This window comes from Brevibacillus sp. NRRL NRS-603, assembly GCF_003013445.1.
In the GTDB taxonomy this organism is placed as follows: domain Bacteria; phylum Bacillota; class Bacilli; order Brevibacillales; family Brevibacillaceae; genus Brevibacillus; species Brevibacillus formosus.
In genome coordinates, this window is record NZ_PXZN01000029.1 from 1 (window position 1) to 26,151 (window position 26,151).

The window sequence follows — 26,151 nt, forward strand, 5'->3', positions numbered from 1 at the left end:
TACAAACAGTCTAATACAATAAAAGTAATCTGAAATGATAGCGGTGTAAACGAAATTTGAAAAGTAAAATAATAAAACTTTATAAAGTCAATCCGAAAAATAAAATATATTTTATATAATAAAAAAACGACTTACATCTTACTATTGAATATGAAAAACTAGATTTAATCAACAATATTTTTTCGAGAAACTGTATTTTTACTCATAAAACAAGGCGTGCTCATGTGCTGTGCACGCCTTGTTTTATTTGATTGATCAACTAATATCCGGACATTCTATGCTTCGATAATTTTGTAAATCAACGGTTGTTCTCCGTCGATTGCCGTCGAAATCTGGAAGGCTCCTTCCATTTCCTTCAAGGCATTTTGCAGAAGATGCTCTTCGTTGGCATGGATGGTGACCAAAACCTCTCCAGCCTTCACCTGATCCCCGCGTTTTTTGTGCAGAACAAGACCTACTGCCAAGTCAATTGGCATTTCTTTTGTCAATCTGCCGGCACCCAAGACAACAGACGCATGGCCAATCGCTTCCGCATCAATCGCGCTTACAAAGCCGTCCTGTTCAGCTGTAACGGTACGAATGATCTTTGCTTGCGGCAATCGCGACAAATCATAGACGTCCTGCTTATTGCCGCCTTGAGCCTCTACCATTTCCGCCAGTTTATCTACTGCTTTTCCGGAAGCCATCAGGTCTTCGAGCTTCTTACGTCCTTCTTCCACATCTGCAACAAGCCCACCCATCACAAGCATGCGGGAGCCAATAGCCAATACTAGCTCGGTCAAATCGCGAGGACCTCTTCCTGCAAGTGTCTCCACCGCTTCTTTCACTTCCAGCGCATTGCCCACAGCAAAACCGAGCGGCTGGTTCATATCGCTGATTACCGCCACCGTTTTACGCCCTACTTGGCTGCCGATTGCAACCATCGCATTTGCTAATGTTTCTGCCTCTTCAATACTTTTCATGAATGCGCCCTTGCCTACTTTTACGTCAAGCAGGATGGCATCTGCTCCAGCGGCAATCTTCTTGGACATAATGGAGCTTGCAATCAACGGCACAGCCTCTACAGTAGCTGTCACGTCACGCAGAGCATATAGCTTCTTATCGGCAGGTGTCAGGTTACCAGACTGCCCGATTACGGACACGCCAATATCACGCACCTGCTGCAAAAATTGCTCGCGTGTGCGCTCTACTTCAAAACCTGCGAAGGACTCCAGCTTGTCAATGGTGCCTCCTGAGTATCCAAGACCTCTCCCGGACATTTTTGCCACAGGAATACCTGCAGCCGCTACCAATGGCGCAACAACAAGAGTAGTCTTATCCCCTACTCCGCCTGTACTGTGCTTGTCTACCTTAATTCCTTGCAGGGAAGACAGGTCAAGCTGTTCGCCTGACCCTGCCATTGCCAAGGTTAGATCTCCTGTCTCTCTCGCAGTCATGCCACGGAAAAAGACTGCCATTGCCCAAGCGGACATTTGGTAGTCAGGAATACTTCCATCTGTATAGCCTGTCACCAGAAATTGAATCTCTTCTGTTGTCAGTTCTCCGCCATCACGTTTTTTGGCGATCATATCGACCATACGCATTGCTAATCCCTCCGAATCCGTTACTTACATTTTGGCTACGATGCCATTGACCAGAGCCAGGAATTGCGATTTTACCTTTTCTGTTGTTTCCATTACCTCATCATGGGACAGAGGTTGTTCCAGGATACCTGCTGCCATGTTGCTAATGCACGAAATACCGAGCACCTTCACACCCATGTGTCGTGCCACGATTACTTCTGGTACAGTTGACATCCCTACAGCATCCCCACCCAATAAACGCAACATACGGATTTCTGCTGGAGTTTCATAGCTAGGACCTAGCAGACCTGCATATACACCTTCACGGAGCTGGATTCCTTGCTCGGACGCAACTTCATGAGCCAGCTTGCGGAGCTGTTTGGAATAAGCCTCAGACATATCCGGGAAACGTGCTCCCAATTGTTCATCGTTTGCACCGATCAATGGATTGCGGAACGTCATGTTGATGTGATCGGAAATCAGCATGAGGTCACCTGGATTGTAGCCTTCATTAATTCCACCAGCCGCATTGGTCACAATAATGGTTTCTACACCGAGCAGCTTCATGACACGGATTGGGAAAACAACCGCATCCAGACCATGTCCCTCATAAAAGTGGAAACGACCTTGCATCGCAACGACTTGCTTGCCTTGCAGCTTACCAATCACGAGTTGTCCTTTGTGGCCGACAACGGTGGACACAGTAAAGCCAGGGATTTCATGATAAGGAATGATCACTGGATTTTCGATTTCATCTGCCAAGACACCCAGCCCTGATCCGAGTACGAGACCAATGGTTGGTTTTTCTGTCAATTTCGGTTCGATATATGCTACTGCGTCATGGAAATTTGCCAATTTAACTCTCTCCTTTTTTGTGTTTCTTCTATTATATAAATATTTATTTTTGCTTAACCTTTATAAATGATTAAGGAAGCTCTTCCCAATCACTGGAGCAGTTACCCCAAAATTGTCTGCAATGGTCGCACCCAAGTCCGCAAATGTTTCACGGATGCCCAAATGCTGTCCAGCTTGAATACCCTTGTGATAGACAAGCAACGGAACGTACTCTCTGGTATGGTCGCTCCCATGATGTACAGGATCGTTTCCATGGTCTGCTGTGATGACCAGCAAATCATTTTCTTGTAGCGCTTCCAAAAGCTCAGGAATACGAGCATCGAACTCCATCAATGCCTGACCATACCCTTCTGGATCACGACGATGACCGAACTTCGCATCGAAGTCTACGAGATTGACAAAGGAAAGGCCCGTAAACGATTGTTTCATCGTACCCAGAATCTGATCCACTCCGTCCATGTTGTCTTTGGTACGGATAGATTGGGTAACGCCCTCTTCTGCGTAGATGTCGCTGATTTTTCCAATGGCAATAGAAGCAAGGCCAGCATCTTGCAATCGATTCATGACTGTCGGAGCAAATGGCTTCACGGAATAATCGTGACGATTTGCGGTACGGCTAAAATTGCCGGGCTGTCCAACAAATGGACGCGCAATGACACGAGTAACGGCGAATTCATCACGAAGCGTCAACTCACGAGCTACTTCGCAAATATGATACAGCTCTTCCAGTGGAACAACCTCTTCGTGGGCTGCCACCTGGAATACACTGTCCGCAGATGTATAGACAATCACTGCCCCTGTATTCATATGCTCTTCGCCAATCTCGTCGAGAATGTCTGTCCCCGAAGCGACTTTGTTCCCGAGCACCTTGCGACCGATACGTTGCTCAAATTCTGAGATCAATTCTTGTGGAAATCCGTCTGGATACGTGTTAAACGGAGTAGATACATGCAGACCCATGATTTCCCAATGACCCGTCGTCGTATCTTTCCCCATAGAGATTTCCTGCATTTTTCCATAGTGGGCCATAGGAGTTGCAACTGGCGCGACATTTTGGAGTGGCGCTATATTTCCCAAGCCTAATTTTTGTAAGTTAGGCAATGAAAATCCTGCAACTCGTTCCGCGATATGACCTAAGGTGTTCGCTCCTGCATCATTGAACTTAGGCGCATCAGGTTGTTCGCCAATCCCTACGCTGTCCATGACGATCAAAAAAACTCGTGAATACTGCATCTTAACCCCTCCTGTTTACCAGTCATTCGAATTCCATAATCAAGTCGTCAGACGTCTGACCTGATTCAGAAAATTTTTCTCCGCCCGACAATCAGGCGGAGTCGATCGTTTTTTCATACTCATGCTCGCGGATGCGTCTTGGCATAGATGTCCTTAATCCGCGTTCTGGTCACATGTGTGTAAATCTGGGTGGTTGAAATATCAGCATGCCCAAGCATCTCTTGAACAGAGCGCAAATCGGCTCCATTTTCCAGTAAGTGAGTGGCAAAAGAGTGGCGAAGGGTATGGGGCGTAATCTCAGCACGGATGTTCGATTTTTGGGCATAGCGTTTAATAATTTTCCAAAAACCTTGCCGTGTAATTTGTTTACCCAAGTGATTCAGAAATAATGCAGTATCGCCAGTTCCTTTTACCAGCTTGGGACGCCCTACTTGCAAATAGTGGCGAACCATTTGAATGGCAACCGAGCCTAACGGAATGATTCGCTCTTTTGAGCCTTTTCCCAAGCATTTGACGAAGCCCATATCCAGATTCACATCAGCACTATCCAGATTGACTAACTCCGAGACGCGAATGCCTGTCGCATATAAAAGCTCAAGCATCGCCTTGTCCCGCAGCCCGGCAGGATGATTGACAGGAGGACTTTCCAAAAGACGTTCCACTTCCTCAACAGAAAGCACTTTCGGCAAGCGTTTTTCAATCTTCGGTGTTTCCAGATGAATGGATGGATCCTTATCTATGTATTTATCCCGAATGAGAAACTGATAAAACGCTCGTATCGATGCCATATTGCGAGAAAGTGTTGCTGTAGCACGTCCTTTTTCCCGTAAAACAAGCAAGTACCCAATGATGTGCGTCCGAGTAGAATCCTCTATTCGAGCAACACCTTGCTCTTGTAAGTACGAGGTAAAGGCCACCATATCCCGTTGATAGGATTCCAGGGTATTTCTCGATAACCCTTTCTCCACAGTCAGGAAATGAATAAACTGATCAATCAGACTGTCCATGAAGCTGTCCCCTTCAGCTGATAAGTATCGTGTATTGCTTTCCACAAAGAAAAAGAAAACTCCTGCTTCTCTCGAAAAAAACTCACACTTGCATTACTCTCCCGTTAAATAAAAGAGCTGTAGACGTGCGACATATCCGTCAAAATCCTGCGCCTGAGAGGTGTTGATGACTTTTACTACCTTCACCGCATTCCCATGTGGTTCATGATAAGGGTTTGCCGGGAGAAATTTGTCCGCCAGCAAGGTAATGATGCCGTAGGAGAGCAAGGTGCAGGTAATGAAAAGAAGCAAGAAACGAAGACCCTCCATCAAGCGACGATAAGAGACCTTCATCCGTGAGCCTCCTTACAGACTTTCTTTCATTTATATGCACTTGTCCCTCGCTCCATTCGGATCGATCCTCTCTTAGGATTCCACAGGATTAGGTCTGCCATTACAAAAGCTCCCAATGAAAAAAGAAAAACTTCTCCGTTCCCAGAGAAGTCGACTTTATTTGAAGTCCTCCACGTTCACTTTATCTACACAACGATTGCAGATCCCGTAGAAGGTCAATCGGTGGTCGGTAATATAAAAGTTGTAAACATTCTTGACTTTTTCTTCTGCTGTGACAAGCAGATCTTCAAAAATTTCATCCACCGTACCACAATTGAGGCAAATGAGGTGATGATGGTGATAGGCAGCATTATCATCACGAAGATCGTAACGAGCTACGCCATCGCCAAAATTCATTTTATGAAGGATCTTCAGTTCGCTCAACAGCTCTAATGTCCTGTATACGGTAGCAAGCCCGATTTCCGGTGCTTTATCCTTCACCAACAAGTAAACATCTTCCGCACTCAAGTGATCTTCTTCATTCTCCAACAACACGCGAACAGTGGCTTCACGCTGTGGTGTCAGCTTGTAGTTCTGTGAATGCAACTGCTGCTTAATTTTCTCTAATTTTTCTTCCAACATTAATGCCCCTCCCCGCTCGCATGAAACCTGTTCCTATTATAGTAGAGGGGCATCGAATAAGTCAAATGCATAAGTTCTTACCTGAGAATTATTCTTAATTAAGTACGAGCTGCATCAGCCTAGGGGAAATGAAGGTTTCAAACAAGGCTGCAATCGTCAATACCGCCAGCATGCTAAGAACAAGGACGGTATAGCCCATAAAGTGCGGCATGATAACATCTCTTTTGCTCAGCACTCTAGTTCGTATGAGTCGAAGAGAAAAAGAAATTCCGCTGACGCCTACAATAAAAAGGGCAGGAACGACTAATAAATTTTGCGGGAGAACACCCACCATGGCAAATGTTACACCTTGCCATTGGAGCTGACTCACCAAAAAACCGACGGTGAAACCGACCACGACTCCTTTTAAGAAGAGCATCAACAAAATCATCGGCAACCCAATAATGGATAATCCTAGCACCCACATGATCGCTATGGTTTTGGCATAATGACCAAATGCCTGCTGAAAATGGGCACTGGTCTCAGGGATTCCATCACTGCCAAGACTGTTAAAAAAATATTGCAGAAAACCGTACAGCTCCTGCTTCTGTGACAATGGCAGTGAATTGACGAGGACGGCTCCGAAAATAATGCCCATCGTAAACAGGACGATCGTGAACCAGTAGAGTGACTGATGCTCTCTCGCATAGGATTGGATAGTTTGTCCGACTCGTGAACGCACGCTTCGTCGCCTCCCGCTTGGCTGATTACTGTACAGCTTATGCGGACGAGTTCTCCCCTATGACAACCTACATCGGGATGATCTTTCCGTAAGTACCGGCGCCGCCCTTTTGGACAGAGAGCTTTCCCTCGCGTGCTTGTACGATGAGCGAAGCGATTTTCTCTCCGACAACATGGGTGAGCTCTTCTTCGTTGACGCGATGCAATACGTTCATTTGTGTACCAAACGACCGATACAGCTTGTCCAACAATTTTGGACCAATTCCCGGGATGAATTCCAACGGGATTTGCTCGATATAAGGAGGACGAAATACCGGATGCTGGCCAACCTCTACATCCGCCAGCTGATCAATGCGCGCTGCAACCCCTCGCACAATTCGTTGGAAGCCGCATTCCGGACATTTTCCTGAAGCATCCGCCGCGAGCAAAGACTGGCAACCTTGGCATGCCGTCTGATGATACTTGCCAAGCTCAGGATGTAGACCGTAATTCACATGAACCCCTCTTCCACCGATGCGCTTAATGGCTTTCACCCACTCTTCAAAGGAGCGCTCTTGCATATACATTGCTTGATATTCCCGGCCTATCTTCGCCAGAGAATGGGCATCTGAGTTTGTGAGAAAGGTTTTGTCATGTAGCTCGGATATACGGTCAGCCATAATGGTATTCGCACTCAATCCCAGCTCAACCGCATAGATGAACGAAGGATCAAGCACTTCGGCCATCGAATCCGTACAGCTCCCGTACAACCCTTTATGCGGCGTAAAAATATGTGCCGGGATCAAAAGGCCCTTCAATTGATGGACACAGGCTTGCAATTCCTTCAGTGATGTGTAGATACGCTGAGAGCTTAATTGCACATTTTTGCAGCGTTCAGACAGCCATGCGGTAAATTGCTTCATATCTTCCAGCTTCGGCAAATAAACGAGAAAATGTGCTGCACCACGCCCTGGCTCTTTGATTTCTACTTCGCACCCCAAGATTAGCAACGTATCTTTGTAGGAAATTCCTCCATCCTCCTTTTCAGTCGCTAATCCCTTTTCCAACAGATCTACCAGCTCATCCTGAACCTCCGGCGAATGTGCATCGATAATCCCGATGACATCCATCCCTTTTTTCTCTGAGGCTTCCTCCAAAATTTTGGTGAGTGTCATTTGGCGAGAAGCCGTTATTTTCACAGGTTTACCCGTCCACGTACCACCGATGTGAATATGCATGTCGCAAAAATAGGAAGGAAGCATGGTTCTACCCACGTTCGCGCAGCATTTGGTTTTCCCACGCAAACAATGCCACGACTGTCTTGGCATCCCGTATTTCTCCACTTTGGTGCAGGGCATGTGCTTCTTCGAGTGTCACTTCCAGCACATCAACGAACTCATCCTCGTCTGGCTTGCTTTCTCCTTTTTTCAAACCAGTGGCGACAAAGACATGTAAAATTTCATCCGCGAAGCCTGGCGATGTGTAAAAAGAGCTGAGCGGTGTGTACTGACTTGCAACGTAGCCCGTCTCTTCCTCCAACTCGCGCATTGCACATGCAAGTGGCTCTTCCCCTGGCTCCAGTTTTCCTGCTGGGATTTCCACGATCGTACGCTCCAATGGCTTGCGGAACTGTCGAACCACAACCATTTTGTTATCATCTGTAATCGGCAACACGGCAACCGCTCCTTGATGATTCACGATTTCTCGCTTGGCTGTGTTGCCATTGGGCAGAAGCACCTCATCTACCTTCACCTTAATAATTCTTCCGTCGTAAATCGGTTGACTGGAAATGGTTTTTTCATATAAGTGATCATATTTACCCACTATCGTCATCATCCTTTTTCCATGAAGTCGTTCTAAATCATCAATTTCCTCCATAAGTTGGGAGCATAGAGCTTGTCCACCTTATTGTATCGGAGGAGATCATGAATGAAAACATATGTTAGCGAAAAGCAATTGCGTATGGTCGGGAAAGCTTGGGAGATCAAGGCTTCCCTTCGTTCCTGGTCAAATAAAGACCTAACTCTTCAAGAGTACTTAATGAAGCGGGCGAATGCGGGGCGTCGATAACGCTTTGGATGATGTAGCCCACACTTTTCCCTACAAAATCGGCCGCCATCCATGCCGTTTGAAAAGGTGCAGGGTCCTCTTGCCAATTACGCCCCATTGTAGAAAAGGACAAGCCATACCCCTTTTCCAGCAAAGCCAGTTCTGACAGGTCTGGGACTTTTCCCTTTATGAAAATATGCTTCCCCGCAACTTCTATTGTTTTCATTTGCCGTGAAAGGACTTCATCTCTTTCATCCCCGAAAATCGGGATTGTAACCAGAACAGGACAAAGAGCAAATCTGTTTAATATCGAGATGGTATGGTGACTGACACCGTAATGCCTGGTACGTGTGTCCCCAAAGCTGATTCTGGGAATAAAAATGGGTGTTCCTCCAAGGGTAGATACGGCATGAATGACCTCAGCTAACTGAATTCCCGAGAAGCCATAAGATGTACCCGTACCTGCTACCCCAGGTCCCAACATACAAATGATAATATCGGCATGCTCTACATGGCGCGCTGCCAATAAGCCACTATGAATCGTCAATGACTCACGATCTCCACCCCACGCATGTCCTGTTGTCACTGTCGCAGCCAAGCTCCCGACTGCTTTTAATTGATGGACGTGCTGACTCAAGGCAATCGGCAAGGATGCGCCGTCTGGCATGACATATACGATACGGGCATTAGGATTTTCTTTATGCAAAGCAAGGACAGCAACAGGTAGAAGACTGTGTAGCTCGCTGATCAAAACAGGAGTACCTTCCAGGGATAAATCTTCTTGTACAAACAAGGGGTGATATGGGCTAGCCTGTTCTTCTACCGCATCAACCGCGAGCTGCCATGGCGAATAGCGCATTTTCATGACATGCCCCCACTCATTCGGAAGGACATCGGATTCTTCTGGTTGGGTAACCTTTCCTACTACAAAGTGATACCCACCTGTCCCCAATTCAAGATGAACAGCCGTTGTATTGATCAAAAGTAAATCGCCACTGTTATAATCCTCCTGTAAAAAAGACAGCACTCTCTCCACCTTGTATCCAGCAATCGATTCTGTCCGGACTTCGAGTATCTGTATCCCTGTTTGCTTTTCCAGAACTTTTTGGACCGTCCCCACCGCCAAACGGAGCACTCAGCTTCCCCCTTTCTTTCCTGCCTCGTCCTCGAGCTTTCTATTCAGTCTATGATGAACAGTGGTTGTCTCAATCATCCAAACAAGTAAGCGAACAAACAAAAAGGCCGGAACCCCCTCTCAAGGAGATTCCGACCTGTCTTTTGGTTACTCTTGCACTTCTGCAATAACAGCAAGAACCAGCTCAGCCGCTTTGTTCAGTTCTGCGATTGGCATGCGCTCGTTTTTTGTATGGATTTCTTCATAGCCGATGGCAAAGTTTACGCTTGGCACGTTGTAACCGTTAAATACGTTACCGTCGCTTCCGCCGCCGCTTGCAACGAGCTCCGGATTGCGGTCTACACGTTTAACCGCTGCAATCGCTTTTTGTACAACAGGCGTTTCTTCATTGAATTTGTAGCCGTGGTACATAAAAATAACCTCATTTTCGCAAGTCGCCCCCATCTCGGCTGCCACTTCTTCAAATGCTGTCGTCATTTTCTTCACTTGAGCTTCCAGCTTGTCCATAACCAAGCTGCGAGCCTCGGACCAAATTTCTACATAATCGGTTACGATATTATACGCTTTACCACCTTCAAAGCGACCGATGTTTGCAGTTGTGTCTGCATCGATACGGCCCAGTGGCATACGGGAAATTGCTTTACTAGCAACCGTTATAGCACTGATGCCATCCTCTGGATTCACACCTGCATGCGCTGCTTTGCCATGGATTTTAGTTACGATGCGGTATTGACCAGCACCAGCTACTGTAATTTTTCCAACTGGACCTTCCGAATCGAGAATGAAGCCCATTTCTGCTTTCAGCAGGCTGGAATCCATTGCGCGGGAGCCTACTAGTCCGGACTCTTCTCCTACAGTCAATACGACTTGGATCGTTGGATGAGGCAGGTTTTGCTCTTTCATGCTGCGGATCCCTTCAAAGATCGCCGCGATTCCTGCTTTGTCATCGGCACCGAGGATCGTCGTTCCGTCAGAATAAATGTAGCCATCGCGAATTTGAGGCTTGATTCCGTTTCCTGGTACAACCGTATCCATATGGCTGCTAAACAGGATGGTTGGACCTTTTCCAGTTCCCTCCAAGGTTGCGATCAGATTGTTGGCACCATGTCCGGTTTTCGCTGCTGCGTCATCCTCTTCTACGGTAAAGCCCATCGCAATCAGTTTTTCTTTAAGCACCTTGTTGATCTCTGCTTCGTTCTTCGTTTCACTGTCAATCTGGACGAGCTCTAAAAATTCATTTAACAAACGCTCTTGGTTGATCGTACTCACACTCGTTACCTCCTGATCGTACTGCCCGATTTTGGTACATATTCACAAGTTCCAGTATACCGCAAAAAAATTTTTTCTACTACGTAAACGCCTATGATTCTTTCGGATATTGGCACAGCTCATACAAAACGCCATTCGCTGCTTTCGGATGCAAAAATCCAATCAACGCATCGTGCGCACCCGCTTTGGGGATCTCGTGAATAAGAGGTACACCTTGCTCTTTTAATGTGGCTAAACGACCAGTAACATCGTCTACATCAAAAGCAATGTGGTGGATGCCTTCTCCTCGTTTTTCCATAAACTTTGCTATCGGACTCTCATCACTCAACGGCTCTAGTAATTCAATATGGCTTTCCCCGATCTTTAAAAATGCCACTTGTACTTGTTCGCTCTCTACGATTTCGGTTCCAACCAACTCCAATCCCAATTGCTCGGTATAAAAGGGAAGCGTCTTTTCCAAGCTTTTTACCGCAATGCCAATATGGGCAATTTTTTTCGGTGCGCTCATGAATCATCATCCTTTTGTAAGTGGGTTGTCTCATTGGCTACAATTCGGTACAATTTCAGCATGGACGAAAAAAGAAAGCCAATGATATCCTTTTCTTCATTCTAGCACAGCCACTTACAGAATCACCTGATAATTTCCTCTTTACCTTGAAAGGAGGTTTGATTAGAATGAGACATCAATCGCTCTTTGCCAAAATCCTGATCGGTATTCTAATACTCTCACTCATCGTTCCCACGTTTTTTTACTTTCAATGAACGAGGGATGATTAACAAGTAAAAACCCCTTTCCGACCGAAAAGCGGAAAGGGGTTTTTCGTTTATCCCAGCTTGTTTTTATTTGTATACGTATACGCTTGGAGCAGCCCAGCCGACTTTGTAACCAAGATTATCCGTAACGGTACGGATTGGAATCATTGGCATACCGTTTTTGAGGACAACAGGTGTTGGCAGTTGAATTTCCGTATTGCCTACCTTTGCTTTTTTCGACCCAACTGTAAACTTCACGACTTTGGTTCCACTGATAACAGCGACACTTGTATTGTTCCATTGCGTAGTCAGTGCCATTGCTTCTTTAAAGAATTGGGCTGGAACCATGGTCGTATTTCCTTCAATGTAAGGAGCTACAGAGAGAGGATACGTTTTGCCTTGCAGGGTGAAGCTTGCTGTATTTACTTTAAAGGAAGCCGCGTTTGCTGGAATTGCTGTCGACGGTTGTTGCGGCGTTGGCGTTGCAGGCTTTGGTTGAGCCGGGGAAGGCATCCCTACACCAACAGCACGAGCAAACAGCAAACCTCTTTCTTCGGATGTAAATACGCTGATGCTATATGTGTTTTTCACAGCAGGGTTTACGATGTTCGCCGCTGGATTGATCACGACATTAGCATTTGTTGCCGCAGGAATATCCTGAGACGGATAAATCAGAACGTTTTGTCCACGAACTGCAACGAAATTCGCACCTACACCATTCACAGAGATGTTAGCTGGCGCGATGTAAGCCGGCACCTTGTAGCCTACCGGGAATACGATCTCGATGAAATCGCGTTGCTTTTGCAGACCAACACCCAATCCTTTGATTGCCACGTTCACACCCGTCTGCTTGCCAAGTGCATTTTGTGTTAACGCGATAGTTGCAGTGCTGTTGTTCGTATTTGTATTTGGTACAGGAACTGGATTGGTCGGGTTGGTTGGATTAGTTGGCGTCGGGTTCACCGAAGAGCCACCGATGCTGAAGGCTTTGGATTCCAGAGTTCTTCCGGATACAGTAGCCTTCAACGTGTAGCTGCCAGCCGTTTTTGGATTCGAAATCCACGCTCCGAAAGTAACTTCAACCTTCACTTTGCTAGTCGCTTTGAAGCCGGTTGGTGCAACCAATGCCACTTTGTTTCCGACTGCACTAGCTTTCTTCGCTGCTTTCCCATTGAGTAAAAAGTCTGATGCTGTCAAAATGCCCGGTACCATATCAGAGGACGGGAACTCAAGAATCAGTTCTCCATCTTCTTTCAACTCTTTGCTGCCGAAGTCAGCATCAAACGTGTAGCTAGTACGAGCTCCTGCCCCTGGATCGGACAGATTAACCGTGAAGCTGTCGGAAGCGCTGCTTGAGCTGGAGCCGTTTTTCGTAATTTCGAATTCATCTGACTCATATGTCGTACCATCGTATTTCACTTTGAAAACATATTTGTCGCCAGAACTAGGGTTCTCAATGCCAGCAGATTTGTCAAATTCCAACGTAATGTAATCATCCGAGTCTGCTCCACTCGGAATCTTGATATCTACCGAGCTACCGCTAATACTGACGGATTTCGCTGTATAACCGTTTACTTTTACATCGTCCTCATCAATGCTTGAAGGCAACATGCCTTTCTCTGGGAAAGTGACGGTAATCGTGGAGCTCGTCTCCAGCTCATCGCTACCTTTCAGAGAAATTTTGCCGAGCTTGAGGCTTACTTTTTCGCCTGCTGCTTTGCTGCTCAGCGTTACGCTGTAATCGTTTTTGGACTTGCTACTGCTGCTGGAGCTACTTTTTTTGATCTCAACTTCGTCTGTGTCAGAGCTCTCATTTTCGGTTTCTACACTTACATCATATGTACCCTTGTCATCCGGGTTTGTGATTCCCTTTTTAATGGTAAACGAGATTTTATCGCCTTCATCATAATCCTCATCCACCGTGATGGTCACTTCATTGTCATCCACATCTACCTTTTTAACATCTATACCGGAAATATCTTTCTTACTGATACTATCATCCACATCGAAATCATCGTCGAACTCAACCGTGATGGTATCTCCGCTCGCCAGGTCTTCTTCTAGCGTGAATTTAATATCATATTCACTTTCTTTCCCGGCACCATCGTTGTCAGCTGATACATCCAATTTCTCAACTGCATATGCTTGCGGTACTGCAACAAAAGGTGTAGCGGCCAGCGCTGATGCTAGCACTATTGGTAGTGCTTTTTTACTTTTCTCCATGTTTTTCCTCCCATATTTACCGTTGATCTGGAAAATCTCTCTAGCAGGACGCTATCAGTCTACCACAAATGCTATCTGGTGGGAATCTCTTCTAGATCATTTCAGAGACTTACCGGCTTCAATTGGTAAGACGATGATGCCTCTGAAAAAGTTACATACGTAATGATCGATTTGGAAAAATTTTTTTTGCATTTCTTTCATCAAAAAACCAGGTCATTACTTGACCTGGTCTTCAATGACACTCTAATACAGCTTGGTATCCGGTCCTACATTCTCGAGCTTTTGTTTCACACTTTGCAGGAATCGCCCACAAATCAGACCATCCAGCACGCGATGATCCAAGGACATGCACAGATTGACCATAGAACGCACTGCGATCATGTCGTTAATAACGACAGGGCGTTTCACAATGGACTCGACACTAAGAATCGCAGCTTGCGGAGCATTGATAATCGGCTGGGACAAAACAGAGCCAAAGGAGCCTGTGTTGTTAACCGTAAAGGTTCCGCCCGTCATGTCATCCATCGTCAATTTCCCTGCACGGGTGCGTGCTGCCAGATCATCGACTGCTTTAGCTATGCCCAAAATAGATTTTTGGTCAGCATGCTTGATGACAGGAACATAGAGAGCATCTTCCGTAGCTACTGCGATGGAGATGTTGATGTCCTTTTTCACAATGATTTTGTCATGTGCCCATGTGGAATTGATCATCGGGTACTCTTTCAACGCTTCTACCACCGCTTTGATAAAGAACGGCAGGAACGTGAGGTTGAGCCCTTCTTTTTTCGCAAATTCGCCTTTTGCCTGATTGCGGAAGTTAACGAGATTGGTCACATCTACTTCGACCATCGTCCAAGCATGTGGAGCTTCATGCTTGCTCTGTACCATTCGGTTTGCAATCGTACGACGAATAGACGTTACAGGTACAACTTGATCACCGCTTGCAACCGGAATATCTACGGAAACAGCAGGAGTCGAAGCTGGGGCTGGTGCTGCCGGCGCAGGCGTTGAAACGACAGTAGTTTGTTCGACTGCTGCCACAGGAGCCTGCGCGACTGTTTCTTTCACGGTCTCAGCTGGCTTTTGACCGCCCGCGTCGATAATCGCTTGGACATCTTTGCGGGTAATCCGACCACCTGCTCCAGTCCCTGCAACACGGGACAAATCAATGCCATGTTGCTGTGAGAGCATGACAACCGCGGGTGAATAGCGTTGTTTTGGCCCATCGCCGACTGGTGCTTGTTGAATGGATACAGCTGGCGTCGCTGCCTTTGGCTGCTCGGTTGCAGGCGCTAGTGGAGCCGTGGTTTCCGTCGTGCTAGCAGGTGCAGTATTCGTTGCACCTTCCGCACCACTCTCTTCTATATATAGGATCAATGTACCGACAGCAACCGTCTCACCTTCTGGCACGACGATCTCAGTAACACGTCCTGAAACGGTAGAAGGAACCTCTGCGTTTACTTTATCCGTCGTCACTTCAGCCAGCGAGTCGTATTTCTTGACCGTGTCGCCTACATTGACCAACCATTTGCTAATAGTGCCCTCGGTCACGCTCTCTCCGAGCTGGGGCATTAGTACTTTCGTTGCCATGATCCTTGGTCCTCCTCGCCTTAAAAGTTGGCCAGCTCGCGCATTGCTTCCAATACTTTTTCCGGGTTCAGCATAAAGTATTTTTCCATCGGCGGGCTGTATGGCATAGCTGGTACATCTGGACCACATAGACGCTTAATCGGTGCATCCAAATCGAACAGGCAATGCTCTGCTACAATCGCAGCTACCTCACCGCCAACGCCGCCTTCTTTGTTGTCCTCGTGTACGATCAATACTTTACCTGTCTTCGAAGCCGCTTCTACAATCGCTTCTTTGTCCAACGGATACAGTGTGCGCAAATCGAGAACATGCGCGCTGATGCCTTCTTGTGCGAGCTTTTCCGCAGCTTGCAGGGCGAAGTGCAAAGTCAAGCCGTAGGAGATGACTGTGATGTCTGTACCCTCTCGCTTGACGTCCGCTTTGCCAATCGGCAGCACGTAGTCGTCCTCAGGCACTTCGCCCTTGATCAAACGATAGCAGCGCTTGTGCTCGAAAAAGAGCACCGGATCTTCATCGCGGATGGCCGCTTTCAGAAGACCTTTTGCATCATAAGGTGTCGAAGGTGCCACTACTTTCAAACCAGGTGTGTTCGTGAACATCGCTTCCACAGATTGCGAGTGGTACAGTGCACCGTGAACCCCGCCGCCGAATGGGGCACGAATCGTGATCGGGCAATGCCAGTCGTTGTTCGAACGATAGCGCATTTTCGCCGCCTCACTGACAATTTGGTTCACAGCTGGCATGATAAAGTCCGCAAACTGAATCTCTGCGATTGGACGCATACCGTAAGCTGCCGCACCAATCCCTACACCGACAATTGCGGATTCAGCCAGTGGTGTATCAATCACGCGCTCCTCGCCAAACTCTTCAATCAACCCGTTTGTCGCACGGAAAACCCCACCGCGTACGCCGACGTCTTCTCCGAGGATAAACACATTGGAATCGCGACGCATTTCTTCACGCATCGCCATTGTAATTGCATCAATAAAAGAAATGACTGCCATAAAAGCTCCCCCCTTATTCCCCGTATACGTATGTCATTGTCGATTCTGGTGTTGGATATGGCGCGTTTTCTGCATATTCAGTGGCTTCATCCACTTCCAACTGTACACGAGCAAGCATATCTGCTTCCTTGTGTTCGTCCAAAAGTCCAATCTCTCTTAAATACTCAGCAAAAACAATCAACGGGTCTTTTTTCTTCGCTTCTTCCACTTCTTCTCTCGTCCGATACACACGATCGTCATCGTCACTGGAGTGCGGAACAAGGCGATACATTACCGCCTCAATCAGCGTTGGCCCTTGACCACTGCGAGCACGTTCAACCGCTTCTTTCATGACACGATATACTTCAATTGGATCGTTTCCGTCCACACTGACTCCTGGGAAGCCGTAACCGATCGCACGGTCTGCTACACTTTCACAAGCCAGCTGCTTTTTCAGTGGTACAGAGATCGCGTATTTGTTGTTTTCGCAGAAAAAGATAACCGGGAGCTTGTGGACACCCGCAAAGTTGGCACCCTCGTGGAAGTCCCCCTGGTTGCTGGAGCCTTCTCCGAACGATGCATACACAACAAAATCTTTTTGCTTCATTCTACCTGCCAAGGCCATACCGACTGCGTGTGGCACTTGGGTAGTAACAGGGCTAGAGCCCGTCAAAATATTGTACTTCTTGCCACCGAAGTGACCTGGCATCTGTCTTCCACCGCTATTCGGGTCTTCTGCCTTCGCAAAAGCGGACAGCATGCAATCACGGGCTGTTTGGCCAAAGACCAGCACCAAACCAAGATCGCGATAGTACGGGCACAAGAAATCTCTGTCTTTTTCCATCGCAAAAGCTGCCCCCACCTGCGCTGCTTCCTGACCTTGGCAGGAAATCACGAACGGTACTTTGCCCGCACGATTCAACAGCCATTGACGCTCGTCAATTTTTCTGGCCAATAGCATGTAATAATACATGTCAAGGACTTGTGCATCGGTTAATCCCACTTGCTCATGTCGCTTGGTTGTCATCGTTACATTCCCTCCTTGCTAATTGTGTATCGCTTTTCCGTCGACAGCGTGCGCTGCCTCCATGATTGCTTCGGATAAGGATGGATGCGGGTGAATCGTCTGACCGATCTCCCACGGAGTCGCATCCAGCACACGGGCCAAGCCCGCTTCGGAAATCATATCTGTCACATGTGTACCGATCATGTGAACCCCTAACAAATCATTGGTCTTGGCATCAACGACCAACTTCACAAAGCCGTCATTCTCACCGTGGATCAGTGCTTTGCCCAGCGGCTTAAAGCTGAACTTGCCGATTTTCACATCGTAGCCTTGTTCTTTTGCTTCTTTTTCAGTGAGTCCGACATTTGCGACTTCAGGTCGGCTATACGTACATTTCGGAACCTTGGTGTAATCCATCGGGTGCGGGTTTTGTCCAGCCATGTGCTCTACCGCGAGTATCCCTTCATGTGAAGCAACATGCGCCAATTGCAGACCGCCAATAACGTCACCAATCGCATAAATATGAGACTCTGCGGTCTGGAAGAATTCATTAACCACGACTACGCCACGCTCGACTTTGATTTCCGTTGCTTCCAAACCGATGTTTTCTACATTCGCTTGGCGTCCTACTGATACGAGTACCTTTTCGGCTTCAAAGGTTTGGACTCCATCCTTGACTTCCGCCTGAATAGAGACTTTGCCTTCTCCTTTTTCCAACGATTCAGGCAGCACTTTTGCTCCCGTCACGATGTTGACTTTCCGCTTTTTCAACAGGCGTGCCAATTCCTTGCTCACTTCTTCATCCTCAAACGGCAATATACGGTCGGCGTACTCCACAACAGTCACTTCTACACCGAAATCATTGAGCATGGAAGCCCACTCAATCCCGATGACACCTCCACCAACGATGACAACAGAAGCAGGCAATTGCTCCCACTGCAACGCTTCATCGCTTGTTACCACATAAGCTCCGTCGATGACCAGACCTGGGAGTGTGCGTGGACGAGAACCTGTTGCCAGCAAAAGGAATCGTGGAACGATCATTTCTTGGTCCCCGTTTTCCTTTTCAATGCGCACAGCACCTGCCTGCGGAGAAAAAATGGAAGGCCCCATGACTCTTCCAAAGCCTTCAAAGACAGTAATGCTGCCTTTTTTCATCAAGTATTGAATCCCTTTGTGAAGTTGGTCGATAATGCCTTGCTTTCGCTCTTGTATTTTTGTGAAGTCATAGCCTACAGCACCTGCCGAGACTCCGTATTTGTCAGCTTCCTTCAGGGTGGAGAATACTTCTGCACTGCGCAATAGCGCTTTGGATGGGATGCAACCACGGTGCAAGCAAGTACCACCGAGCTTTTCTTTTTCCACGATTGCTACCTTCATTCCCAATTGGGAAGCGCGGATTGCCGCTACATAACCGCCGGTACCTCCCCCGAGGACGACTAGATCAAACTCTTGAGACACCACGATCTCTCCTTTCATTCGGAAAGCTAACCTGCGTATTAACGAGAATATGAATATTCAAAGAAAATCGTTTATGTATTCCTGACCGCCCTCCACAAAAAGAGCGGACAGGAGTATGAACTTAAATAGAAAAAACGAGATTAGCGCTTGTAAACAGTCTTGCCGTTTTGCAGGAAAGTATTACGTGATCTTGCAACACTTGCAATGCGCTCTTCCGCCATGCGGTCAGCAGCTTTGTAGGAAGCCATGCCATCACGCTCAGCGATTTCGTAAATTTTCAGGATGCTGTCATAGATTGTTTCTACTTTTTTCAATGCACGCTCGCGGTTGTAGCCTTGCAGCTCATCTGCCACATTGATTACACCACCAGCATTGATCACATAGTCAGGCGCGTAGATCAGACCCATTTCGTGAATTTGGTCGCCGTGTCTCTCTTCCTTCAGCTGGTTGTTAGCTGCCCCTGCAATCACTTTTGCTTTGAAGAGTGGAATGGTGTCATCATTGATGATTGCACCCAATGCGCAAGGCGAGAAGATATCGCACTCTACGCCAAAGATCTCGTTAACACCAACGGCTTTCGCACCGAAATCATTCACTGCGCGATCTACGTTTTCTTGATTGATATCCGTTACGATCAAATGCGCGCCTTCTTCATGCAGATGGCGGCACAGATTGTACGCTACGTTTCCTACACCTTGTACAGCAATCACTCGTCCGGAGAGAGAGTCGGAACCAAACGCCAATTTAGCAGCGGCTTTCATTCCACGGTAGACACCGTAAGCTGTAACAGGGGATGGGTTGCCACTGGAACCGAATGCAGGAGAAACACCTGTGACGAAATCTGTTTCCAAGTGGATCATATCCATATCTGCTACCGTTGTTCCTACATCCTCAGCTGTGATGTAACGGCCATTCAGCCCTTGAATATAGCGGCCAAAAGCACGGAACAGCTCTTCGCTCTTATGCTCGCGCGGGTCGCCAATGATGACAGCTTTACCACCACCGATGTTCAGTCCTGCTGCTGCGTTTTTGTAGGTCATCCCACGACCGAGGCGCAGTACGTCCACAATCGCCTCTTCTTCTGTTTTATACGGCCACATGCGCGTACCGCCGAGTGCTGGTCCTAATGTCGTATCATGAATGCAAATGATTGCTTTCAAACCGGAATTTTCGTCTTGGCAAAATACCAATTGCTCGTAATCGTACTTTTGCATGTAGTCAAAGATGTTCACTGAAGAAACCTCCCTAGTATCTTTCGTTTTCCGCTTAAGTAAGCTGGCGTAACAGTGGGCTCCATTTGGAGAATTTCCCGCCAAGAGGTATATGCAAAAGTCATGCCAACAAAACCAAACTTGTGAAAGCGCTTTATTTTAGAGAACGCGGGATTATTGTCCCTACGTCAAGTCTGCATTTTTTTGCATATACGCGCAAAGATTTGCGTGCAATATTTTGCATGCCCATTTCCTTACTCTTCCTGCACATCCATGATGCCCAATTTTTCCATCTTGTAGTACAAACTGCGAATCGCGATTCCGAGGCGTTTGGCTGCAAGGGTGCGATTGCCTTTGGCTGCTGCCAGTTCCCGCAATATGTGTTGACGTTCTGCCTTTTCCACCGCTTCTTTTAATGTGATGCCAGTGGAACCCTCATGCTGGGCCTCTTCTTTTTTGTTCGAAACGATTCTTCTTTCTAGTGGGGGCAAATGCTCCGGCATAATGATTCGCTCATTGATCCGCATATGAATCATCGCCCTGCCCAGTACATTCTCTAGCTCGCGTACATTGCCTGGCCAGTGGTAGGACAGAAGCATCTGCAATGTTTCTTCATGCAGCTCTTCTACATTTCTTCCGTACTCCAGATTGGCTTTTCGTAGCAGGTGCATAGCAATCGGCTTAATATCTTCCAAGCGCTGTCTGAGTGGAGGAATATGAATCGGTACGACGTGGAGGCGATAATACAGGTCTTCACGGAAACGTCCCGCTCCGATCGCTGCCTCCAGATTCACATGGGTAGCCGCAATGACGCGAACATCGATGTTGATCGGCTTCGTTCCACCGACTCGCACAACCTCACGCTCTTGCAGGACGCGCAAAAGCATGACCTGCATGCTCATGGACAGCTCGCCGATCTCGTCCAAAAAGATGGTTCCACCGCTCGCTTCCTCAAACAGCCCCCGCTTCCCTCCTCGACGCGCACCTGTAAACGCGCCTTCCTCATAACCGAAAAGCTCACTCTCCAAGAGGCTCTCTGAGATCGCTGCACAATTGACCCGGATGAATTGGTTGTATTTTCGTTCACTTGCATTATGTATGGCGTGGGCAAACAACTCTTTCCCTGTTCCCGATTCTCCGCGAAGAAGGACCGTTGCTGGTGTTGACGCCGCTTTTTTGGCTTGCTCGATCGCTTGCTGCATGGACTCGCTATAGCCAATGATGTCTGCAAAGCTATATTTTGCCTCCAGATTGCGGATGATACGACGAGCTTTCTCCAGCTCTTCTGACAAGCGTTTGAATTCGGAGACATCGTGAATGACGCCAACGCTGCCTTTCAGCTCCCCATCGACCACAACAGGTGCAACATTGACCACGACGTCCTTGCGCTTTGGTCCCAGTTTCATAGGGACGCCTCTCACTGCCTTCTTCGTTTTCAGGACTTGCATGTGCATACTGTCGCCTTCAGAAATATCGACCGTCGCTGGTTTCCCGATAATGTCGTCTTGCGAAAAACCCGTAAGCCTCGTGTAGGCCGGGTTGATCAAAAGTCCATTCCCGTATTGGTCAACGACTGATATCGCTTCGTCCGACGATTGAATAATCGCTTGCAGCATGCTCTGCAAATCTTTCAAGTTCGTCACTTCTTCCGCCAATGCCATGATTTCTGTAATATCACGAAAAATGGCAACGGCTCCGACAACTTCTCCTCGATCATTACGAACGGGCACGCGGTTTGTAATAATGCGCGTCTGATTCGGCAAGACTTGCTCCTGATTTAATTCGGGAGAGCCTGTCTTTAGTACAATATGTAACCGAGTGTTCGGTATACGCTCTGAAACTTTTGTATCCAGCACCTCACTCGCCTCGATGCCCATCAATCGCTCTGCGGCTTTGTTGAACAACGTAATAATTCCTTGGCGATTGACGCCGATGATCGCGTCATGCGTGGAGTTTAGCATCGTTTCCCGTTCCCGCTGATTTTGCATCAATACCGCAATCAGCTTATCGCGTTCCCGAATCAATTTCATGACGATTCTTGTAAACGTTCCTGGGATGAGCACTGTCTTGTCTTTCTTTAATTGCCTGAGGTGCTCATACTCCCCCAGGTCCCCTGTAGCTTCTAAAATGACATCCAGATCCTCATCCAAATAAGGCCGATAATCCTGATCGACCGGAATCCCCAATGATTGGGCAAGCAGTATGCCTGGGGCGTCCGGCCGTTGATCGACGACAGCAACGACTTGTAATCGGTCCATCTGGTCTAGCATCCGCAGGAGTGCTGTTCCACCACGTCCCGCACCAACGATGAGCAGCTTGTGCATGCGAGAGACCCCTCACTTTTTGAACAACCTCTTTACGATCTTACCGTTACCATTGTACTCCAACAAACCGTTGATGGACAGGCGTTCTTCCCTAACGTGCGCTCGTTCGTGTGCAACAGGTACGGTGGACAAGGCTGTTGGTATTCGATATGATGAAAAGACCGTACTGTAGTTGTTGTAGTCGTTTACGCCTTCGAGAAAGGGGTGAAAACCCTTGGTTTTTCAGAAAATCATTGCACTCTTAATTATGGTAATCCCGGCGGCAATCGCCATGTACGGAATCAAGCTAATCCGTGATGCATTCTTCTATTCTGCCTCTCCAGATGTTGGATTTTTATGGGGAAAACTCATTCTAGGCATACTGGCTTTTGCCATCCCTGTATGGTTTATTGCTGGCTTTATTCTCCATCACGAACGTAAAAAAAATCGCGTACAGCCCCGTTTCATGGTTCCCGAACCTGATGACGAGGACTAGACCAAACCGGACGAGCCAGTCTGGTTTTTTTTATTTTCAGCTTCTGTAGCTCTTCCCCATTGATCGAGTCGTCGGAGCCAACCGACCTGTTCGATGACGCGGGAAAACGAGCAAAATTCTGCCGCAATCTGGAGACACAAGAAAAGCACGAGCATACTCGCCTGTACATAAATCGGTGTCCCGATGACAAAGGAAAAGCCTGCTGCAAATCCCAATGCATTCGACCCTGTATCTCCGAGCATGATTTTGCCGCCAACGTCATGGGGAAACATGAGCATACTTGTAATGAAGACAGGGATCAAAAAAATCCAGTTTGCCATCGCCGCGCTAGCTCCTACTGTCCATAGTCCAAAAGCTCCTGCCAGTGTTGTCAGGCACCAAAATACTTTAATCGCCCTGCCAGGCCGCAAATCAAACAAGTTGATGATATTGGGTGAGAGCGCGAGCAAACCAAAGGCAACAAAGCCTGCCCACAACGTGTTCGAAAGAAATAGAGTAAGACAAAATGCCGTGCTTGTCCCTCCAATTAACTTCCACATACCGCTGGTCATTCGCCGCTCTCGCCATAACACAGTGAAATGTCCACGAAAGCCTTTTGCCTCCCGATCTGACGCGCGATCATCACGCCATCCCCAAAAGGCCATTGTGGTCATACCTGTTAGAAATAATAATCCGTGCAGGACAAGCTCACTATTCATCCCTCTGAGCGAAAGCAGTCCGATCAGCACAATCCCAGTTATAGCGCTCGAACATACGAGGATGAGCCCTCCTGCTGTCAGAACTGGCTCCCCATCGTAATTGAATCGACTCATCCCCAGAGCCTTGAGCTTTTGTATGCCGATTTTATACAACGGGCGGACAAGCACCAGCGGAAAAACGACTGCGACGAGCATCATGAGCATTATGATTTTCGTTTCCACTCCTGCCCCTCCCACCATTTCCAGCATAGCGTTCGGCTGATCGCGACAAACTCTTTCCCGCGATGACAGAAGCCTGCCCAATCGTTTTTCGTTTCACGATGCGAAAAAAAGACAGGGACCTCTGCTACACGATACCCTGCCCGCAAAGCATCGACAGTGAGCCCCACCTCAATGCCAAATCCCTTATCCTGGCTGCCCAACCGGTCAAGAAGCTCGCGACGTATCGCCCGTTGTCCCGATAAAGGGGCTCTTGCTTCAAAACCTGTCAACATCCGGATCCCATGATGGGCCAAGCCTTTTGCTAATCCGAGGCCTGCTTTCACTTTGGGAGGTGGCAGAACAGCTACCGCCATATCACAGGCATCCTGTAGCACCGGTGTAAGCAAATGTGCGGCTTCTGCTGCGCTGTCTCTCAAATCACCGTCGAGAAGCATGACCACATCCCCACTGGCGAACTTCCAGCCCAATTGAACAGCTGCACCTTTTCCTTGATTGCGCGGCGCTCGAATTACCTTATCCGCCCACTTGCTTGCGATGTGCGCCGTCTCATCTTGACTGCCATCATCAACCACGATCAATTCATCACAAAAAAAGCGTTCACGGATAGCACGGAGTGTATCACCGATGGAAGCCTGTTCATTGAACGCTGGGATGACAACGCTAACTTTTTCCACGCGAGCCCTTCCTCTCAGCCAATCTATTTTGCACTTGCTCCAAAAGTGCCCATTGTTTTGCAGGGGAGTCAGGCACCTCTGCGACCTGTATCCAGGAATTCACCTGTTTTTCCCGTAGCCAAAGCGGGGCTTGCCTTGCTACCACCAAAAGAACCCCATCTTCCCAGCTGTTTCCATCGCGATAAGAAACCACTTCCATGCCTACTGAATGCATCAATTGCTTAATCTGTCCAGCCACGTTTCCATCCTCCTGCCAAACATACACCTTGCTTCCTGCCAATTCATCCACATAGCGTATGCTCATAAGTTGGACGACTTCTTGGTTGCTGCGCGCAACTTCCTTTAGCAATCGATTTATTTGCTGTCTTAATTCATGGTTGCTTTTGAGAGCGCGATCGTACTTTGCTTCCATATTGGAAAGAATGCCTTTTGTTCCTTGCATAATCCATGAATGACCCGCCGTCCCTCCTAACAAGATACCTACCCCAAGTGCGACAAATATGGCAGCCAGTGAAATCAAATGATAGCGGAAGGGTATCATGTCTACCTCCATGAATGTGCGTTGTTCATAAAGTCCAAGTCCTCCACTGGGTCCAAATCATCTGTACAGCATGACGGGCGATCGGATTAATGACGAGTGCGGCTGAAACGGGGAGAAGCATTGCGACTATACACCAACCCCACAGCTTCCATGACTCGCTCGGTCGATAGAGATGACTGACTCCTTTGGCATCAATTAGCTTTGTCCCGATCTTCGTGCGGACCAATAACGTGCTCGCCATACCTTTGCGGCCTTTTTCCAGAAAATCAATCATATTTGTATGGGCACCGATCGTGACGATCAGTTCGGCCTCCTTTTCGTACGCTAACAGCATCGCCACATCCTCACTCGTACCAGGCGCTGGCAAGACATGATAAGGCAAACCGAGAGCTTTTACGCGAGTCGTTCCAGGTGCTGTCCCATCGACAAAAGCATGCACGACGATCTCCGCTCCGCTTTGGAGCGCTCTGTCCGAGACGCTGTCCATATCTCCCACAATCAAGTCCGGACGATACCCTGCTTCCATGAGGGCATCTGCACCGCCATCGACACCGATCAAAACAGGACGATATTCCCGAATGTAGGAGGATAGCGTTAGTAAATCCTCTCTGTAATGTTTCCCGCGAACGACGACAACGACATGTCGCTGTTCCATTTCTGTATGTAATCGTACATGGCATAGCGGTTTTAAAAATAGGTCTTTTTCCTTGCTGGCGTACAAAAGTGTATTGTCTATAAACGAAGAGAGTGTGTCATCCAACTTATGCTGCGCTTCATGCCATCGGTTCAAAATAGAGGTAGCCGTCACCTGCTGCAACCTGCATACATGGACCCACTTCTCTTCCAATAGGATGTACAGATTTTCTTCACGTATCGTTGCATACTTGCCTTCGATCCATTCCATGAACGAATCCGACACATCTACATCCGGTACCTCATAGAGTGTGGCACCGTTTGTTAAAAGTTGGCGAGCCCCTTCAGCCGGGTATTGCCCCGTCATAAATGGCGAGAGGTTGAGGATGACTTTTACCCCTCTTTCCAGCAAGGACTGTGCTGCTATCTCATCAACGTCCGGATGATTAATAATGGCGATATGATGGGAGTGGAGACGTTTGCACAACTGTTTCGTCTTCAGATCAGCCGCTACGACAGCCGTGTATGAATGTGCTGCAGAACCTTTTTGTTTGCCCACTTTTCCACCTCCGCCTTTAGTATGCTAAATATTTC

The 26,151-nt window shown here is 47.7% G+C and carries 24 protein-coding genes; 1 reads left to right on the plus strand and 23 read right to left on the minus strand.

Annotated elements, in window-relative coordinates:
- Nucleotides 1–275 precede the first annotated feature (275 nt).
- From C7R94_RS21045 to C7R94_RS21140, 19 genes are all read right to left on the minus strand, one after another.
- A complete protein-coding gene (locus C7R94_RS21045) occupies nucleotides 276–1,583 on the minus strand; it encodes a pyrimidine-nucleoside phosphorylase (protein WP_106784363.1) in 1,308 nt (435 codons plus the stop codon).
- Between the two features lie 24 nt (nucleotides 1,584–1,607).
- Nucleotides 1,608–2,417 carry a purine-nucleoside phosphorylase gene (locus C7R94_RS21050; protein ID WP_047068895.1) on the minus strand — a complete coding sequence of 270 codons (810 nt, stop codon included), beginning with the start codon at nucleotides 2,415–2,417 and terminating at the stop codon, nucleotides 1,608–1,610.
- A 60-nt stretch (nucleotides 2,418–2,477) separates the two neighbouring features.
- A complete protein-coding gene (deoB, locus tag C7R94_RS21055) occupies nucleotides 2,478–3,650 on the minus strand; it encodes a phosphopentomutase (protein WP_106784366.1) in 1,173 nt (390 codons plus the stop codon).
- 119 nt (nucleotides 3,651–3,769) lie between these two features.
- Nucleotides 3,770–4,657, minus strand: coding sequence for a site-specific tyrosine recombinase XerD (gene xerD / locus C7R94_RS21060; protein WP_106784369.1), 888 nt, complete (start codon nucleotides 4,655–4,657; stop codon nucleotides 3,770–3,772).
- A 93-nt stretch (nucleotides 4,658–4,750) separates the two neighbouring features.
- Nucleotides 4,751–4,990 (minus strand): YqzK family protein, encoded by a 240-nt coding sequence (locus tag C7R94_RS21065; RefSeq protein WP_047068892.1) that lies wholly within the window; start codon nucleotides 4,988–4,990, stop codon nucleotides 4,751–4,753.
- Between the two features lie 156 nt (nucleotides 4,991–5,146).
- Complete coding sequence (fur, locus tag C7R94_RS21070; RefSeq protein WP_007720739.1) at nucleotides 5,147–5,611, minus strand: ferric iron uptake transcriptional regulator; 465 nt, start codon at nucleotides 5,609–5,611, stop codon at nucleotides 5,147–5,149.
- Nucleotides 5,612–5,705: 94 nt separating this feature from the next.
- Nucleotides 5,706–6,332, minus strand: a complete 627-nt coding sequence (gene spoIIM / locus C7R94_RS21075) for a stage II sporulation protein M (protein WP_016739960.1) — start codon at nucleotides 6,330–6,332, stop codon at nucleotides 5,706–5,708.
- 67 nt (nucleotides 6,333–6,399) lie between these two features.
- A complete protein-coding gene (locus C7R94_RS21080) occupies nucleotides 6,400–7,572 on the minus strand; it encodes an endonuclease Q family protein (RefSeq protein ID WP_106784372.1) in 1,173 nt (390 codons plus the stop codon).
- A gap of 4 nt (nucleotides 7,573–7,576) precedes the next feature.
- Entirely contained in the window at nucleotides 7,577–8,134 is a 558-nt protein-coding gene (locus tag C7R94_RS21085) for an NUDIX domain-containing protein (RefSeq protein ID WP_106784461.1), read from the minus strand.
- 160 nt (nucleotides 8,135–8,294) lie between these two features.
- Entirely contained in the window at nucleotides 8,295–9,494 is a 1,200-nt protein-coding gene (locus C7R94_RS21095) for a DUF3866 family protein (RefSeq protein ID WP_106784374.1), read from the minus strand.
- A gap of 147 nt (nucleotides 9,495–9,641) precedes the next feature.
- The gene (locus C7R94_RS21100; RefSeq protein WP_047068888.1) at nucleotides 9,642–10,763 is read right to left on the minus strand and encodes a M20/M25/M40 family metallo-hydrolase; all 1,122 of its coding nucleotides are present in this window, start codon (nucleotides 10,761–10,763) and stop codon (nucleotides 9,642–9,644) included.
- Nucleotides 10,764–10,854: 91 nt separating this feature from the next.
- A complete protein-coding gene (mce, locus tag C7R94_RS21105; RefSeq protein WP_106784377.1) occupies nucleotides 10,855–11,271 on the minus strand; it encodes a methylmalonyl-CoA epimerase in 417 nt (138 codons plus the stop codon).
- A 332-nt stretch (nucleotides 11,272–11,603) separates the two neighbouring features.
- Nucleotides 11,604–13,739 carry a copper amine oxidase N-terminal domain-containing protein gene (locus tag C7R94_RS21110; protein ID WP_106784379.1) on the minus strand — a complete coding sequence of 712 codons (2,136 nt, stop codon included), beginning with the start codon at nucleotides 13,737–13,739 and terminating at the stop codon, nucleotides 11,604–11,606.
- Nucleotides 13,740–13,982: 243 nt separating this feature from the next.
- On the minus strand, nucleotides 13,983–15,329 hold the full coding sequence (locus C7R94_RS21115) for a dihydrolipoamide acetyltransferase family protein (protein ID WP_106784382.1): 1,347 nt from the start codon (nucleotides 15,327–15,329) through the stop codon (nucleotides 13,983–13,985).
- 20 nt (nucleotides 15,330–15,349) lie between these two features.
- Nucleotides 15,350–16,333, minus strand: a complete 984-nt coding sequence (locus tag C7R94_RS21120) for an alpha-ketoacid dehydrogenase subunit beta (RefSeq protein ID WP_007720847.1) — start codon at nucleotides 16,331–16,333, stop codon at nucleotides 15,350–15,352.
- 13 nt (nucleotides 16,334–16,346) lie between these two features.
- Entirely contained in the window at nucleotides 16,347–17,339 is a 993-nt protein-coding gene (locus C7R94_RS21125; protein WP_047068884.1) for a thiamine pyrophosphate-dependent dehydrogenase E1 component subunit alpha, read from the minus strand.
- 18 nt (nucleotides 17,340–17,357) lie between these two features.
- On the minus strand, nucleotides 17,358–18,779 hold the full coding sequence (gene lpdA / locus C7R94_RS21130) for a dihydrolipoyl dehydrogenase (protein WP_106784384.1): 1,422 nt from the start codon (nucleotides 18,777–18,779) through the stop codon (nucleotides 17,358–17,360).
- A gap of 140 nt (nucleotides 18,780–18,919) precedes the next feature.
- Nucleotides 18,920–20,011: a Glu/Leu/Phe/Val dehydrogenase dimerization domain-containing protein gene (locus C7R94_RS21135; protein ID WP_047068882.1), complete on the minus strand. Its 1,092-nt coding sequence runs from the start codon at nucleotides 20,009–20,011 to the stop codon at nucleotides 18,920–18,922.
- A gap of 233 nt (nucleotides 20,012–20,244) precedes the next feature.
- Nucleotides 20,245–22,314 (minus strand): sigma 54-interacting transcriptional regulator, encoded by a 2,070-nt coding sequence (locus C7R94_RS21140; protein ID WP_106784386.1) that lies wholly within the window; start codon nucleotides 22,312–22,314, stop codon nucleotides 20,245–20,247.
- 214 nt (nucleotides 22,315–22,528) lie between these two features.
- On the opposite strand from C7R94_RS21140, the gene C7R94_RS21145 reads away from it, so the two are divergent.
- On the plus strand, nucleotides 22,529–22,789 hold the full coding sequence (locus C7R94_RS21145) for a DUF2627 domain-containing protein (RefSeq protein WP_007720834.1): 261 nt from the start codon (nucleotides 22,529–22,531) through the stop codon (nucleotides 22,787–22,789).
- Here the strand turns inward: C7R94_RS21145 and C7R94_RS21150 are convergent.
- From C7R94_RS21150 to steA, 4 genes are read right to left on the minus strand one after another with little or no spacing between them, the layout of a single operon-like run.
- On the minus strand, nucleotides 22,786–23,709 hold the full coding sequence (locus C7R94_RS21150; RefSeq protein ID WP_233220626.1) for a UDP-N-acetylmuramyl pentapeptide phosphotransferase: 924 nt from the start codon (nucleotides 23,707–23,709) through the stop codon (nucleotides 22,786–22,788). The two genes, C7R94_RS21145 and C7R94_RS21150, sit on opposite strands and share 4 nt — an antisense overlap.
- The gene (locus C7R94_RS21155) at nucleotides 23,691–24,383 is read right to left on the minus strand and encodes a glycosyltransferase family 2 protein (protein WP_106784392.1); all 693 of its coding nucleotides are present in this window, start codon (nucleotides 24,381–24,383) and stop codon (nucleotides 23,691–23,693) included. The genes C7R94_RS21150 and C7R94_RS21155 overlap by 19 nt, the downstream gene beginning before the upstream one ends.
- Complete coding sequence (locus C7R94_RS21160) at nucleotides 24,370–24,924, minus strand: copper transporter (RefSeq protein ID WP_106784395.1); 555 nt, start codon at nucleotides 24,922–24,924, stop codon at nucleotides 24,370–24,372. The genes C7R94_RS21155 and C7R94_RS21160 overlap by 14 nt, the downstream gene beginning before the upstream one ends.
- A gap of 25 nt (nucleotides 24,925–24,949) precedes the next feature.
- Nucleotides 24,950–26,116: a putative cytokinetic ring protein SteA gene (gene steA, locus C7R94_RS21165; protein ID WP_106784396.1), complete on the minus strand. Its 1,167-nt coding sequence runs from the start codon at nucleotides 26,114–26,116 to the stop codon at nucleotides 24,950–24,952.
- Between the last annotated feature and the right edge of the window lie 35 nt (nucleotides 26,117–26,151).

Excerpts from the sequence above, each read along its gene's own strand:
- C7R94_RS21045 (WP_106784363.1), bottom strand. The coding sequence starts at position 1,583 with ATGCGTATGGTCGATATGATCGCCAAAAAACGTGATGGCGGAGAACTG.
- deoB (WP_106784366.1), bottom strand. The coding sequence starts at position 3,650 with ATGCAGTATTCACGAGTTTTTTTGATCGTCATGGACAGCGTAGGGATT.
- xerD (WP_106784369.1), bottom strand. The coding sequence starts at position 4,657 with ATGGACAGTCTGATTGATCAGTTTATTCATTTCCTGACTGTGGAGAAA.
- C7R94_RS21065 (WP_047068892.1), bottom strand. The coding sequence starts at position 4,990 with ATGAAGGTCTCTTATCGTCGCTTGATGGAGGGTCTTCGTTTCTTGCTT.
- fur (WP_007720739.1), bottom strand. The coding sequence starts at position 5,611 with ATGTTGGAAGAAAAATTAGAGAAAATTAAGCAGCAGTTGCATTCACAG.
- C7R94_RS21080 (WP_106784372.1), bottom strand. The coding sequence starts at position 7,572 with ATGCTTCCTTCCTATTTTTGCGACATGCATATTCACATCGGTGGTACG.
- mce (WP_106784377.1), bottom strand. The coding sequence starts at position 11,271 with ATGAGCGCACCGAAAAAAATTGCCCATATTGGCATTGCGGTAAAAAGC.
- C7R94_RS21110 (WP_106784379.1), bottom strand. The coding sequence starts at position 13,739 with ATGGAGAAAAGTAAAAAAGCACTACCAATAGTGCTAGCATCAGCGCTG.
- C7R94_RS21115 (WP_106784382.1), bottom strand. The coding sequence starts at position 15,329 with ATGGCAACGAAAGTACTAATGCCCCAGCTCGGAGAGAGCGTGACCGAG.
- C7R94_RS21120 (WP_007720847.1), bottom strand. The coding sequence starts at position 16,333 with ATGGCAGTCATTTCTTTTATTGATGCAATTACAATGGCGATGCGTGAA.
- C7R94_RS21125 (WP_047068884.1), bottom strand. The coding sequence starts at position 17,339 with ATGACAACCAAGCGACATGAGCAAGTGGGATTAACCGATGCACAAGTC.
- C7R94_RS21140 (WP_106784386.1), bottom strand. The coding sequence starts at position 22,314 with ATGCACAAGCTGCTCATCGTTGGTGCGGGACGTGGTGGAACAGCACTC.
- C7R94_RS21160 (WP_106784395.1), bottom strand. The coding sequence starts at position 24,924 with ATGATACCCTTCCGCTATCATTTGATTTCACTGGCTGCCATATTTGTC.